The 14,567-nt window shown below is 68.0% G+C and carries 12 protein-coding genes; 9 read left to right on the forward strand and 3 right to left on the reverse strand.

Annotated elements, in window-relative coordinates; translation table 11 throughout:
* The first annotated feature begins 2 nt into the window (after nt 1-2).
* Genes kdpB through BLU62_RS28415 form a run of 5 tightly spaced genes read left to right on the forward strand, consistent with a single transcriptional unit; the run spans nt 3 to nt 7,019 of the window.
* The gene (kdpB, locus tag BLU62_RS28395; RefSeq protein ID WP_244278449.1) at nt 3-2,129 is read left to right on the forward strand and encodes a potassium-transporting ATPase subunit KdpB; all 2,127 of its coding nucleotides are present in this window, start codon (nt 3-5) and stop codon (nt 2,127-2,129) included.
* A gap of 5 nt (nt 2,130-2,134) precedes the next feature.
* On the forward strand, nt 2,135-2,770 hold the full coding sequence (locus tag BLU62_RS28400; RefSeq protein WP_074854301.1) for a potassium-transporting ATPase subunit C: 636 nt from the start codon (nt 2,135-2,137) through the stop codon (nt 2,768-2,770).
* Between the two features lie 19 nt (nt 2,771-2,789).
* Nucleotides 2,790-5,375 (forward strand): sensor histidine kinase, encoded by a 2,586-nt coding sequence (locus tag BLU62_RS28405; protein WP_084811964.1) that lies wholly within the window; start codon nt 2,790-2,792, stop codon nt 5,373-5,375.
* Nucleotides 5,372-6,070 carry a response regulator gene (locus BLU62_RS28410; protein WP_074853827.1) on the forward strand — a complete coding sequence of 233 codons (699 nt, stop codon included), beginning with the start codon at nt 5,372-5,374 and terminating at the stop codon, nt 6,068-6,070. Before BLU62_RS28405 ends, BLU62_RS28410 begins: the two co-directional genes overlap by 4 nt.
* A gap of 13 nt (nt 6,071-6,083) precedes the next feature.
* On the forward strand, nt 6,084-7,019 hold the full coding sequence (locus tag BLU62_RS28415; RefSeq protein ID WP_074853829.1) for an aminoglycoside phosphotransferase family protein: 936 nt from the start codon (nt 6,084-6,086) through the stop codon (nt 7,017-7,019).
* 3 nt (nt 7,020-7,022) lie between these two features.
* Here the strand turns inward: BLU62_RS28415 and BLU62_RS28420 are convergent, their stop codons facing one another.
* Nucleotides 7,023-7,748, reverse strand: coding sequence for a maleate cis-trans isomerase family protein (locus BLU62_RS28420; RefSeq protein ID WP_074853831.1), 726 nt, complete (start codon nt 7,746-7,748; stop codon nt 7,023-7,025).
* 59 nt (nt 7,749-7,807) lie between these two features.
* Here BLU62_RS28420 and BLU62_RS28425 point away from each other — a divergent pair, with 59 nt between their 5' ends.
* From BLU62_RS28425 to BLU62_RS28440, 4 genes are all read left to right on the forward strand, one after another.
* Entirely contained in the window at nt 7,808-9,214 is a 1,407-nt protein-coding gene (locus BLU62_RS28425) for an amidase (protein WP_074853833.1), read from the forward strand.
* Nucleotides 9,211-9,723: a DUF3830 family protein gene (locus BLU62_RS28430; RefSeq protein WP_074853835.1), complete on the forward strand. Its 513-nt coding sequence runs from the start codon at nt 9,211-9,213 to the stop codon at nt 9,721-9,723. The genes BLU62_RS28425 and BLU62_RS28430 overlap by 4 nt, the downstream gene beginning before the upstream one ends.
* Nucleotides 9,724-9,733: 10 nt before the next feature.
* Nucleotides 9,734-10,513: a GntR family transcriptional regulator gene (locus BLU62_RS28435; RefSeq protein WP_074853837.1), complete on the forward strand. Its 780-nt coding sequence runs from the start codon at nt 9,734-9,736 to the stop codon at nt 10,511-10,513.
* 127 nt (nt 10,514-10,640) lie between these two features.
* Complete coding sequence (locus BLU62_RS28440; protein ID WP_074853839.1) at nt 10,641-12,035, forward strand: MFS transporter; 1,395 nt, start codon at nt 10,641-10,643, stop codon at nt 12,033-12,035.
* Nucleotides 12,036-12,067: 32 nt separating this feature from the next.
* Here BLU62_RS28440 and BLU62_RS28445 read toward each other — a convergent pair whose 3' ends face one another.
* Complete coding sequence (locus BLU62_RS28445) at nt 12,068-13,291, reverse strand: M20 family metallopeptidase (RefSeq protein ID WP_074853841.1); 1,224 nt, start codon at nt 13,289-13,291, stop codon at nt 12,068-12,070.
* Nucleotides 13,288-14,529, reverse strand: a complete 1,242-nt coding sequence (locus BLU62_RS28450; protein WP_074854303.1) for an aminotransferase-like domain-containing protein — start codon at nt 14,527-14,529, stop codon at nt 13,288-13,290. Before BLU62_RS28450 ends, BLU62_RS28445 begins: the two co-directional genes overlap by 4 nt.
* Nucleotides 14,530-14,567: the final 38 nt, after the last annotated feature.

Consider the following 14,567-nt stretch of genomic DNA (forward strand, 5'->3'; position numbering starts at 1 on the left):
TGATCGACACCGACCGGGGCGCCTCCCGCACCGAGCGCGACCCGCGCCACGAACCGGAACTGGTGTCCCGCGGCGCTTTCGACCTCCGCTCACTCGTGACGTCGATGCCCCTGGCCCTGCGGAAACTGAACCCTCGTGATCAGGCCCGTAACCCGGTGATGTTCGTGGTGTTCCTCGGCGCTGCCGTGACCACCGTCCTGGCGATCCTGCGCCCGTCATGGTTCAGCTGGACCGTTGCGGCCTGGTTGTGGTTCACCGTCGTCTTCGCCGCGCTCGCCGAGGCCGTGGCCGAGGGGAGAGGGCGGGCGCAGGCCGAGAGCCTGCGAAAGATCAAGCGTGACATCGTGGCCCGCCGGTTACGAGATGGTCGGTTGGGAGACGGGGGCGTCATCGACGAGGTGCTCGGTGGTGCGTTGCGCGTCGGCGACCTCATCGTGGTGGAGGCCGGAGAGGTCATCGCCGGCGACGGGGATGTGGTCGACGGCATCGCGACCGTCGACGAATCGGCGATCACGGGTGAGTCGGCTCCCGTCGTCCGGGAGTCCGGAGGAGACCGGTCCGCGGTCACCGGCGGCACCGTCGTGCTCTCCGACCGGATCATCGTCAAGATCACGACGGCACCGGGCGAGACCTTCGTCGACCGCATGATCGCGCTGGTCGAAGGTGCGGACCGCAAGAAGACGCCCAACGAGATCGCACTCGACATCCTGCTGACGAGCCTGACGATCATCTTCCTGCTGGCGGTGGTGGCGGTCGGACCCATGCAGCAGTACGCGGGTCGGTCGCCGGACCCGGTCGGGCTGATCGCCCTGCTGGTCTGCCTCATCCCGACCACCATCGGCGCGCTGCTCAGCTCGATCGGCATCGCGGGGATGGATCGGCTCGTCCAGCGCAACGTGCTCGCGATGTCGGGCCGGGCGGTCGAGGCCGCCGGGGACATCGACACCTTGCTGATGGACAAGACGGGGACCATCACCTACGGCAACCGCCGGGCCACCGCGCTGCATCCGGCCCCGGGCGTGCCCGTCGACGAACTGGCGCGGGTGGCCTCGGAGTGCAGTCTCGCCGACGACACTCCCGAGGGGCGGAGCATCGTCGAGTTGTGCCGGACCTCGTACGGGGTGGAACCGGTCGCGGCGGCCCCGACCGTCGGCGCGGCGCGCCGCGAGGTGGTCGCCTTCACCGCCCAGACCCGCATGAGCGGCGTCGACCTGCACGACGCCGAGGCGACGGTGGTGTACCGCAAGGGAGCGGCCGACGCACTCGGGCGCTGGGTCGCCGACTCGGCGGGAACCGTGGAACCGGCGGTCCTCGCGGACGTGGAGCGCATCTCCACCGACGGCGGTACCCCGCTCCTGGTCGGGGTGCACGAGGCGGGCCACCCCGCCCGCGTGCTCGGAGTGATCGCGCTGTCCGACGTCGTGAAGCCGGGGATGACCGCGCGATTCGCCCAGTTGCGCTCGATGGGCATCCGCACGGTCATGGTCACCGGCGACAACCCGCTCACCGCCCGCGCCATCGCGGCCGAGGCCGGGGTCGACGACTTCGTCGCCGAGGCCACCCCCGAGGAGAAGCTCGCACTCATCCGTTCCGAGCAGCAGGCCGGACGCCTCGTCGCGATGACCGGAGACGGAACCAACGACGCACCCGCGCTCGCGCAGGCCGACGTCGGGCTGGCGATGAACACGGGGACCTCGGCGGCCAAGGAGGCCGGCAACATGGTCGACCTCGACTCCGATCCCACCAAGCTCATCGAGGTGGTCGCGATCGGGAAGCAACTGCTCATCACCCGCGGGGCTCTCACCACCTTCTCGCTCGCCAACGACCTCGCGAAATACTTCGCGATCCTCCCGGCGATGTTCACCGCCGTCCACCCGCAGCTCGACGCCCTCAACATCATGCGTCTGCACTCGGCGGAGTCGGCGATGGTCTCGGCGGTGATCTTCAATGCGCTGATCATCGTCGCGCTCATCCCGCTCTCGTTACGGGGAGTGCGATATCGCCCGTCGTCGGCCTCGAAGCTGCTGGGGCGCAATCTGCTCGTGTACGGCCTGGGCGGCGTGCTCGCCCCCTTCGTCGGCATCTGGCTGATCGATCACGTGGTCCGTTTCCTTCCCGGGATGGGGTGAGCAAGATGAAGATGATCGTGACCGGTCTCCTCCGGCAGAGCGTTGCAGCACTGGGGATGCTCCTCGGGCTCACGCTCATCCTCGGATTCGCCTATCCCGCCGCGGTGTGGGCGATCTCGCGGGTCGACTCGTCGAGTGCCGAGGGTTCCCGTCTCGTCGATGCCTCCGGATGTGTGGTGGGCTCGTCGCTCATCGGACTCGATCCACAGGTGCCGACGGGCGCGCCGGACCCATATCTCCACGCGCGTGTCCTCGGTGCCGAGGGCGCGCCGATGGCCACCGGGGATCCCTCCGCGTCGGCGGCGAGCAATCAGGGTCCGAACAGCGTGATCCTCCTCGACAACATCGAGGATCGGCGGGCGTTCATCGCCGACCGGGAGGGCGTGGCGCCGCAGGCGGTTCCGGCCGACGCCGTCACCGGATCGGGGTCAGGGCTCGACCCCCACATCAGTCCGGCATATGCCGAACTGCAGGTGCCGCGACTGGCACGCGAGAATCGCCTCTCGCCGGAGGTGATCCGCTCGCTCATCGCCGCCCACACACAGGGCAGACAGTGGGGGTTCCTCGGGGAGCCCGGTGTCGACGTCCCGTCGGTGAACCTGGCGCTCGGTCACGGGCCGGCCACGTGTCACACCCGTTGACCGGCGATAGAATCGGCGGATGACCTCAGCGGCGGGACCGGCGACGACGCCGGTCACGACACCGCAGGCGGCGTCGCGCAGGCGGTCGGACGGGCGAGGCAAACTGCGGGTCTTCCTCGGATGCGCGCCTGGTGTCGGGAAGACCTACGAGATGCTCGCGCAGGCCCGGAACCTTCGGGACGAAGGCGCCGACGTGGTGATCGCGGTCGTCGAATCACATGGGCGGCCGGCGACCGCGGCCCTCGTGGAGGGCCTGGAGGTGATCCCCAGGATCGCCCGTCCCTATCGGGGGTCGACGTTCGACGAGATGGACCTCGACGCCGTCCTGGCGCGCCGTCCGCAGGTGGCGCTGGTCGACGAACTCGCTCACACCAACACTCCGGGATCTCGAAATGCCAAGCGTTGGCAGGACATCGAGGAACTCCGTGACGCCGGTATCGACGTCTGCTCGACCGTCAACATCCAGCACCTCGCCGGCCTGAACGATGTCATCGCCCAGATCACCGGCGTCGTGCAGAGGGAAACGGTGCCCGACGACGTCGTTCGCGGCGCCGACCAGATCGAGCTCGTCGACATCGACCCGCAGGCGCTACGGCAGCGCCTGTCCGCGGGCAAGGTCTACCCGAGCAGCCGGGTCGACGGGGCACTGGGCAACTACTTCCGTCAGGGAAATCTCACCGCGCTGCGCGAGCTGGCGTTGCTGTGGCTGGCCGACCAGGTCGACGACAAACTCGCCGATTATCGTGCGGCGCACTCGATCACCGACACCTGGGAGGCCCGCGAACGAGTCGTGGTGGCGATCACCGGCGGGCCGGAGTCACCCACCCTGCTGCGTCGTGCGAGTCGTATCGCGTCGCGATCGAGCGCGGAACTGCTTGCCGTGCATGTGGTCCGGGGAGACGGCCTGAGTGATCACGGCATCGATCTCACCGCACTCAGCGAGCTCGCCGCGGGGTTCGGCGCGCGGGTCCACACGGTGGTCGGCGACGACATCCCGGCCACCCTGCTGGAGTTCGCGCGCGGGGTCAATGCCACCCAATTGGTTCTGGGTACCTCCCGCCGACCGCGTTGGCAACGGATCTTCGACGAAGGTGTCGGGGCGACGGTCGTGAGCGGCAGCGGACGCATCGACGTGCACATGGTCACGCACGAGGAGACACCCCGCCGGCATCGGCTCGACATCCGCGACACCAGGTTCCACCGACCGTTGAGCTGGATCCTCGCGGTGCTCGTGCCGCTGCTGGCGACCGGTGTGTTGCGGCTGCTCGATCCGTGGCTCGGGTTCACCAGCCAGTCGGCGCTGTTCTTCGTGTCGGTACTCGCGGTGTCGATGCTCGGAGGTATCGCGCCCGCGGCATTGTCTGCGGTGGTCTCCGGTCTGCTGCTGAACTACTTCTTCACCGATCCCCGATTCACCTTCACCATCGATCAACCGGACAACCTGATCACCATCCTGGTGATGCTGCTGATCGCGACCGCCGTGGCCGCCCTGGTCGATTCGGCGACCGTGCGGCGCGCCCAGGCGCAGGACGCGACGCGCGAGGCGGAACTGCTCGCGATGTTCTCCAGCGTCGTGCTCGGCGGTGCCGATGTCCCCGGTTTGTTGGAGCGGTTACGCGAGACCTACGACCAGTCGGCCGTCGCCCTGGTCCGTCGTACATCGAAAACCTCTCGGACAGTGGAGGCCTGGGTCGGTGACCGCCCGCTGAGCGGTCCGGACGAGGCGGACACGACGTGTTCGGTACCGGGTGAACAGTTCGAGCTGCTGCTCCGCGGGCCGAGACTCGGCGCGCGGGACCGGCGGGTGCTGGCCGCCGTCGCCGGGCAGGCGGCAGGTGCGGTCGAGCGGCACGCGCTGGAGGTCGAGGCGGCATCCGCCGAGGCCCTGGCCCGGACGGATGAACTCAGGCGCGCGTTGCTGTCCGCGGTCGGCCACGACCTCCGAACACCGCTCGCGGCGGCCAAGGCCGCGGTGTCCAGTCTTCGTAGCGATGACGTCACCTTCAGTCCCGACGACACCGCGGAACTGCTGGCGACGGTGGACGAGTCGGTCGACCACCTGGCGGGACTCGTCGGCAATCTGCTCGACTCCTCCCGTCTCGCCGCGGGTGCCGTACGTCCCCAGATGCAGCACACGTTCCTGCCCGAGGTCGTGCACCGAGCCGCCGCCGGGGTGCAGCGGCTCAACCCGGACCTCGTGCTGACCATCGACCTCGGCCAGGCATGGGCATACACCGACCCGGGTCTGCTGGAACGTGCTCTCGCAAATCTCATCGACAACGCCCACCGGCACGGCGGGCCCGACGTCGAGATCACCGTCAGCGGAACCGGTGACGACCCGCCGCGCTGCGTTATCCGCGTCGTCGATCACGGGCCCGGACTGCCCACCACCGACCGCGAGCAGGTGTTCGCGGCTTTTCACCAGGGCGGCGACACCGCGGGGGCGTCGTCGGGGGTGGGGTTGGGGTTGTCCGTGGCGAACGGATTCATCACGGCGATCGGAGGAGAACTGTCGACCGCCGACACACCCGGGGGCGGTGCCACGATGGTTGTGAATCTGCCTACCGTGGAGGATTTTTCCGGGTCGGAGGAGGGGATACGGTGAACGCCGACAAGAGCCGCGTCCTCGTGGTCGACGACGAGCCCCAACTGCTGCGAGCGTTGCGGATCAATCTGAACGCGCGCGGTTTCGCGGTTTCGACGGCGGCGACGGGGGCGGCGGCCCTGTCGGCGGCCGCGCGGTTCAACCCGGACGTCGTCGTACTGGACCTCGGGCTTCCCGACATCGACGGGTTGACGGTCCTCGAGGGCCTGCGCGGATGGACGACCGTTCCGGTCATCGTGCTCTCGGCGCGGACCGACGCGGCGGACAAGGTCGTGGCGCTGGACTCCGGGGCCGACGACTACGTCACCAAACCCTTCGGGATGGAGGAGTTCCTGGCCCGGCTTCGCGCCGCGCTCCGTCGCGGCGCGGCGTCGGGGGTGACGACGGAGTCGCCGGTGGTGGACGCCGGCGCATTCGTCGTCGACCTCGCCGCGAAACAGGTGACGCGAGCGCAGGAGCCGGTCCACCTGACCCCGACGGAGTGGGGGATCCTGGAGATGCTGGTACGGCACGAAGGAAAGCTGGTGTCCCAGAGCGACATCCTGAACTCGGTGTGGGGCCCCGGATATCTGGGGCAGAGCAACTATCTTCGCGTCTACCTGGCGAGTCTCCGGCGGAAACTCGAAGACGACCCGGCACACCCGCGTCACCTGGTCACGGAGGCGGGGATGGGTTACCGATTCGTGCGCGGATGATCGGCGCCTGCTCATGATCAGCGCGGCCGCGATCCCGCCGGGCCTCGCTGCGCAGTCGGCGCTGGGGCCTGCCTGGGAAGACTGGCTTCGCCGGTTACCGGCAACGGTATCGGCGCTTCTCGACGCCTGGGAACTCCGCCGCGACGGGGACGAGCTGTGGCACGGGTTCGAGTCGCTGGTGGTCCCGGTGCTCGGGCGGAACGGGCAGCGTGCGGTCCTGAAAGTGGCCTTCGACGGCGATGACGAGGGGGCGCAGGAAGCACTCGGGCTGCAGCACTGGTCCGGACGCGGAGCGGTGAGAATGTTGCGCGCCGACCCGCGCCGGCGCGGGCTCCTCCTCGAACGGCTGGAGCGGACCGATCTCACCTCGGTCGACGACGACGAGGCGTGTCAGGTGGTGGCTGACCTGTACGGTGCCCTGCACATCCCGGCACCGGGGCGGATGTGGCTGCTCACCACGCACCTGGGGCGGTGGCTGGATCGGCTCGCCGGGATGCCCCGAGATGCGCCGGTCCCGAGACGCTTTGTGGAACAGGCACTTTCACTGGGGCGGGACTTGCTAACCGACCCGGCAACGGTCGGCGTTGTCGTGCACGGCGACCTTCACCACGAGAACGTGCTCGCCGCGCCCTCCGGCGACCGGCGCTGGCTGGCGATCGACCCCAAGCCGATGTCGGGCGATCCGCACTACGAACCCGCGCCGATGCTCTGGAACCTTCTGGACCGCCGACGAGGCGACCCCCGTCATGTGATCCGCTCGCGTTTCCACACCATCGTCGACGCCGCGGGTCTGGACCCGGACCGGGCCCGCGACTGGGTGATCGTCCGGATGGTCCTCAACGCGCACTGGGCGATCGAGGATGCGGACCGCATGAGCAGGGCGCTCACCGACGCCGACCACGAGTGGATCACCACATGTATCACGGTGGCCAAGGCCGTCATCGAGTGAACGTCACCGACCGAAGAGAGTCCCCAGTTCCGGTATCACCGCCGAGATCCCGGCGAGGCGCAGGCCCTGCCAGGCGGTGACCTGGTTGGCCGTCAGGACGGGCTTGGCGAACTTCTCCTCGAGTCCGGTGATCCACATCGCGGTGTGCAGGGCGGTATCCGGGATCAGGATCGCCTGCGCGTCAGGATGATCCGCGGCGGTGATCATGTCGAAGAGGCCGTCACCGTCGAGGATTCCGGCCTCGGACGCCGTCTCGATGTCGTTGGCGCGCAGAGAGATGACCTCGATCCCACCGTCGGCGAGGAATCCGATGAAGCGCGACGCCAGGGGATCCGGGTAGGTGGCGGCAATCGCCACCCGCGACAGTCCGAGTCGGTGGCACGCGTCGACGAAGGCCAGCGAGGTCGACGACGCGGGTCGCCCGGCGAGGGCGGCGATGTCGGCGACCTGGCGTCGAGCACCGTCGAGGCCGTACACGAAGCTCCCGGACGTACACGCCCACATCACCGACGCCGGGTGGTCTGCCTTCGCCCGGCGCACGCCGTCGGCGAGGCGATCCTGCTCGCCGACGGCGGCCATCGCGTCGACGGTGTGGTCGTCGGACTCGATCTCGGTGATGGTCACCGGCAGGCGGACCGCGGCACCGGCGGACACGAGAGCGGACTCGATGAGCGCGTAGTCGTCTTCGGCGGCGTGGCCGGGATACAGCATCGCGACGGTGGTTGTCACCCGGACACCTCCAAGGTAGATTGTCAACAATCTACCAACTCAATCACCTGAGGGGGCGCATGTCGGACACGGCACGGTGGCTCAGCGCCGTCGAACTGGCCGAGGCCTACCGTACGGGTGAGCTGACGCCGGAGCTCGTGGCCGTCGAACTGCTCGACGCCGTGGACGACGTCGATCCGTCCGTCAACGCATTCTGCCTCGTGGACCGGGACACGACGCTCGCAGCCGCCCGCGAGAGCACTGCGCGGTTGCGTGCGGGAACACCCCTGGGGCCGCTCGACGGCGTGCCCGTCAGCATCAAGGACCTGCTGCTCACCAGCGGCTGGCCCACGCTACGCGGCTCGCTGATGATCGAGCCGGACCAGATGGTGTGGGACACCGACGCCCCGGCCGTCGCGCGACTCCGCGAGGCCGGCGCGGTGCTGCTGGGCAAGGTCACCACGCCGGAGTTCGGCTGGAAGGGTGTCACCGACAGCCCGCGCACCGGCATCACCCGCAACCCGTGGAACGCGTCGCGGACCTCCGGCGGGTCGAGCGGTGGTTCTGCCGCAGCGTTGGCGGCCGGGCTGGGGCCGCTGTCGGTGGGAACCGACGGCGGGGGATCGATTCGCATACCGGCCGCGTACTGCGGGGTCGTCGGATTCAAGGCGACGCTCGGCCGCGTGCCGATGTATCCGCCGAGCCCGTTCGCCCCGGTCGCTCACGTCGGCCCGATGACGAGGACGGTCGGGGACTGTGCGCTGCTCCTCGATGTCTTGAGCGGACATGATCCGCGGGACTGGTCGGCGCTGGCGACCCCGACCGAGAGTGTCGCTGCCGCCGTCGCCGATGTCCGGGACCTCTCCGATCTGCGGATCGGTTACAGCGCCGACCTCGGCTTCGGTTCGAATGATGTTGGTGTGCAGGCGAATGCTGACCGCGTCGTCTCGGTGCTCGAGCAGCTCGGTGCCACGGTGGAGAAGGTCGACCTCGGCTGGGATGACCCGGCGTGGGCCTATCACGTCATCTGGTTCGCCGGTGCCGACGTGGTGGTGCGAGCGCTCGGACCGGGCGCGGAGGAGAAGGTCGATCCGTTGCTCCTCGAAGCGCTCGAACGTCATCGGGACCTCACCGCCGACGACTTCGTGAGCGCGAACGCGCTACGCATGGAGATGGGGACCGCCATGGGCCTCTTCCACGAGGAGTTCGACCTCCTCGTCACCCCCTCGATGCCCACCGTCGCCTTCGAGGCGGGACGAACGGTTCCCGACGGATCGGCGTCGCCCGACTGGACGTCATGGACGCCGTACTCCTATCCGTTCAATCTCACGGGCCAGCCGGCGATCACGGTGCCCAGTGGATTCGTCGACGGTCTGCCGACGGGAGTGCAGTTTGTCGCTGCACGACACCGGGATACGACCGTGTTGCGGGTTGCGGCGGCCTACGAGGCGGCCGCGGGCTTCACGATGCTGGGGGATCGTCCGTGACCGAATGCGCCGACCGATTCATCACCGTGACACTCGAGAAGCGAGGGGTGACCGCGGTGGCGCGGATGCTCGACGCGGAGGCGCCACGGACGGCGGCGGCGGTCTGGGACGCGCTGCCGCTGGGCGGCCAGGTCTTCCACGGCAAGTTCGCGCGCAACGAGATCTACACGCTGTTACCGGCATTCGCGCCGGTGGAACCGGGTGCGGAGAACACTACCATCACGCCGATTCCCGGCGATCTCTGCTACTTCACCTTCGACGGCGTGTTGGACAACCCCGCCTACGGATACGACCCGGGTTCCGCACCGGCGGGACACCGTCTGCTGATCGACCTGGCCGTGTTCTACGGCCGGAACAACCTGCTGGTCAACGGCGACGTCGGCTGGGTTCCGGGCAACGTGTTCGCCACCATCACCGAGGGCCTGGAAGAATTCGCGGCTGCGTGCAACGACGTCTGGATGGGCGGCGCGCGGGGTGAAACGCTGACCTACGCCCGCCTGTCGCGGTAAGAAAGAAGGAATGACGGTGACGATCAACGTGGATGGAGACAACCCGGGCGCGGACGGTCCGGGAGGTCGACGAACCGTGTCTCACCAGGGAAAACAGGGTGGTTCGACGCGCCGCCGTGTCCTCACCCCGTTGGTGCAGGAGTCGACACCGGCGATCATCGCGCGTAAGTTGCACAATGCCATTGCGAACGGTGACTTCCCGCCGGGGTCGCAGTTGACGGAGTCGGGTCTCGCCGCAGACCTGGGTGTCAGCCGCGGTCCGCTGCGTGAGGCGATGCAACGTCTCACCGCGGAGGGTCTGCTGGTCAGCCATCGCAACCGGGGCCTGTTCGTCGTCTCGTTGGAAGAGGATGACATCCGCGACATGTACGTCGCCCGCACGGCGGTGGAACGTGCTGCCGTGCAACAGGTCATCGCGCACCGCGAATCGGACGCGGTGAGCGCGCTGAACGAGGCCGTCGAGGCCATGCGCGCGTTCGTCGATGAACCCAACGGTGCGGGGATGGCAGAGGCGGACATGGGATTTCATCAGACGTTGGTGGAACTTGCTGAAAGTCAGAGGCTTTCGCGCCTCCATGAGACGATTCTGGTGGAGACGCGAATGTGTTTGCGAGCCATGCGAGGGACATATTCATCGGGAAAGGATCGGATCGACGAACATCAGGCGTTGGTGGACGCCATCGCTGCGGGGGATTCTGCGAAGGCAGATGCACTGATGATCGAGCACATGGCCGACGGTCTGCGCCGATTGATCGGTGACGCCGACGATCTCACCGTGTCCGGGAGCTGAACGCTCGCGGTTTCGAATGTCCACGGGTGGTGAAAGAGCCGCCATCCGTGCACAGGGGTCCACCAGCTGCGGAGATGACCTATGAGGGGCAGCGGTACGGCGCCCCGACGACATTCAGGAAGCGCAGATGAGCGACACGACACCAGCGGATACTTATGAGCAGCTCGCCCCGGACCCGGAATCACCCGAGGGCCGGAAACTACTTCACAAGGCCATCGGTGCCTCGGCCATCGGAAACGCCACCGAGTGGTACGACTACGGCGTATACGCCGCGGCCTCGGTCTATCTGACCCAAGCCTTCTTTCCTGGTGACTTCGGAACCATCGGCACCATGCTGGGTTTCGCGGTCTCCTTCGTGCTCCGCCCTCTCGGCGGCATGATCTGGGGACCCATCGGCGACCGCATCGGTCGCAAATCGGTTCTCGCCATGACGATTCTGCTGATCTCGGGCGCCACCGCGCTCATCGGCCTGCTACCCACGCACGCTTCGATCGGCGTGTGGGCGCCGATCCTGTTGATCCTGCTCCGCGTCGTCCAGGGTTTCTCGACCGGCGGCGAATACGGCGGTGCGGCAACGTTCATGGCCGAGTACGCGCCGGACAACAAGCGCGGCAAGTACGGTTCCTTCCTCGAGTTCGGCACCCTCGCCGGCTTCTGCGGTGGTACCGCATTCGTCCTGCTCCTGCAGTTGGGTCTCACCGACTCTCAGATGGACCAGTGGGGCTGGCGCATCCCGTTCCTGCTCGCGCTGCCCATGGGCCTGATCGGGTTGTACCTGCGGTCGCAGATGGACGACACCCCCGTCTTCCAGGAACTCGAGCAGGAGAACGAGATCACGGGAAGCGCATGGACGCGCTTCAAGGATCTGCTCGTCAACTACCGGCGGCCGATCCTCACGATGTTCGGCATGGTGATCGCCCTGAACGTCGCCAACTACACGTTGCTGGCGTATCAGCCGACCTACCTGCAGAACACGATCAACCTGAGCGAGACGTCGGCGAGTGTCGTCAACCTGATCGGGCAGCTCGTGATGATGTTGCTCATCCCGTTCTTCGGCTGGTGGTCGGACTCTACCGGACGTAAACCGATGTGGTGGGGGTCGCTGATCGGCCTGTTCGTCCTCGCGATACCGCTGTACTGGCTCATGGGCCAGGGATTCGCCTGGGCGATAGTGGCATTCGTGATCCTCGGAGCGCTCTACATCCCGCAGCTGGCCACCATCTCGGCGACCTTCCCGGCCATGTTCCCGACGCAGGTGCGATATGCGGGCTTCGCGATCTCCTACAACGTCGCCACCGCCGCCTTCGGCGGTACGGCACCGCTGGTCAACGACGCCGTGGTCGAGAACACCGACTGGAACCTCTTCCCGGCTGCGTACATGATGGGTGCCTGCGCCATCGGCATGATCGCTCTCCTGTTCCTGAAGGAGACCGCGGGATGCTCGATCCGCGGAACCGAGATCCCCAGCAAGGAGAACGACTTCCACGAGTTGCAGGAGATGCCGGCGGAGTCGAAGGCCTGACCTCGATACGGTCCTCGCCCAGGGGCTCGGACCTACTCGGCCGGCGGATGTAGCAGCCTCAGCCCGGCGAGCGTGTACGCCTTTGCCGCAGTGACCAGATCTGCGATGGCGACCGACTCGTCGGGCTGATGTGCGTCGGTGTTGATGTTGCCGGGGCCCAACACGATCGAGGGGATGCCGAGGTCGCGGCTGACGAAGCCGCCGTCGCACGCAGCGCTCCACCCTCCCACCGAGGTCGCGGTACCGGCATCGGTGACCGAACCGACGGCCGCGGTGACGAGCGGATGGTCGGGGGCGGTCGCGAAGCCGGGCATCTCCATGGTGACGCGGACCTCCACCGAGATCCCGTCGGTGTCGATCTTCTTCTCGCGGATCGTCTTTCGGAGGGTCTCGGCGATCGCGTGCGGGTCCTCGTCGGGCATGAGGCGCCGGTCGATACCCAGGTAGCTCGTCGGTGCGACCACCGAGATGCCCTGTCCGCCCCGGATGATGCCGACATTCCAGGTGCCGCACCCGAGGAGGTCGTCGAGGGTCTCGGCGAGACGTCGGTGATCGGCGCGGACGATGTCGACGATCGCGGCGGCCGCGTCGATGGCACTCCGGCCGTCGGACGGACGACCCGAGTGTGCGGCGCGTCCGGTCACGTCGATCTCGATGTACGACGCACCGCGGCAACCGCGGACGACCTGCATGTCGGTGGGTTCGGCGACGATGCAACCGAGGAAGTCGGAGTCGGAGGGACGGCCGACGAAGTCGCGGACGCCGCTACCGTGCTCCTCCTCGTCGACCGTGCACACCAGGCGCACCGGGCCGGAGAGCGCGACGCCGAAGTCACGGGCGCGCGACAGCACGCTCATGGCCGCCACGACGGCCGCGATCCCGCCCTTCATGTCGGTGGTGCCACGCCCGTAGAGGCGGCCGTCACGCGTCCGCACCGTGTACGGATCGGCGGTCCAGTTGGGGCCCGCGGGCACGACGTCGGAGTGACCGAGGAACATCAGCCCCGGCCCGTCTCCGCCGGGGAGGGTGGCGATCAGGTTGGGGCGCTGTGGCGCCACCTCGTGGGTGTCGACGGCGAGCCCGAGAGCACGGCACGCCTTCTCCAGGACCTCGACGGCGGCGCCCTCGGTGCCGCCCGGATTCTCGCTCGGCGCCTCCACCAGCGCGGTGGTGAGCGCGGTGATCGCGGCCTCGTCGATCAGATCGACGATGGACTGCTCGGCTGGACTCAGCTCAGGTTCTCGGTCACCGCTCACCGTGCCATCTTCTCAAGACTCACGGTGAGGCGTCGAATACCTTCGTCGATCCGGTCCGGCGTGCTCGACGCGAAGCACAGACGCATCGAGTTCCGGAACCGGCCGCCCGGTGACAGTGCCGGGCCCGGGATGAACGCGACGCCGTCGGCGAGGGCGATCTCGAACAGCTCACGGGTGTCGATCTCGGCGAACTCCTCCCGCAGCGTGACCCACAGGAAGAAGCCGCCCTCCGGGTTGGTGGTGACGACGCGATCACCGAGGTGCCGCGCGATGGAGTCTAGCATCGCGTCCTTGCGTTCGCGGTACAGCGTGCGGATGCCGGCGAGGTGGTCCTCGAGGCCGCCGCGGGCGATGTACTCGGCGACGATGTGCTGGTTGGGCACATTGGTGCAGGTGTCCATGGCCTGCTTGCCGTTGATGAGCAGCTGCCGCAGCGACGGGTCGGCGTCCACCCAGCCGACGCGCCACCCGGGCGCCAGGATCTTCGAGAAGGTCCGCACCGAGAAGATCAGCGGATCGCCGGGGCTCAGCGTCTGGAAGGTCGGGATGTCGGTGCCGGCGAAGCGCAGCAACCCGTACGGGTCGTCGTCGATGACGACCGAGCCCCAGGTGTGCGCCAGGCGCAGCAGCTCGCGGCGTCGTTCCTCCGACATCGTGACGCCCGACGGGTTCTGGAAGGTCGGGATCGTGTAGATCGCCTTGGGGGTCTTGTGGGTGCGTGCCACCAGATCCGCGAGCTGGTCGACCTGCATGCCGTCGTCGTCGACGGGCACCTCGAGCAGCTGTGCACCGTAGGAGAGGGCCGTCGCGCTGCCGTTGGTGTAGGTCGGGGATTCGACGACGACCAGGTCGCCGGGGTCGACGAACAGCTTGCAGGCGAGGTCGAGGCCCTGCATGCCGCCGGTCGTGATCACCAGGCGGTCGTGGGTCGACGGGTCGGGTGTGGTGGCCAAGTAGTCGACGAGCAGCTGCAGCAGCCGGGGCTCACCCTCGGTGGCGCCGTAGGTGAACGACGTGTGGTCGAGGATCTCGCCGGCGATCTGCCGGAACTCGTCGGCGGGGACGGCCTCGTCGGCGGGTGAACCCATCGCGAAGCGCACGATGTCGTGGGACTGGGCGGCCAGCAGGGAGGTCGACGAGTCGATCATCGAGCCGACGAGATCCTTCGTCCGCCCGGCCAGGGGGAGCGTCGGGCCGGAATGACGCACTTCGTTGACGGATTCGGTCGTTGTGGTCATGTCGTGCACCTCGTCTCACCAGGCCTTCGTGGCTCGTC

The sequence above is a fragment of the Gordonia westfalica genome, from assembly GCF_900105725.1.
GTDB classification, from domain to species: domain Bacteria; phylum Actinomycetota; class Actinomycetes; order Mycobacteriales; family Mycobacteriaceae; genus Gordonia; species Gordonia westfalica.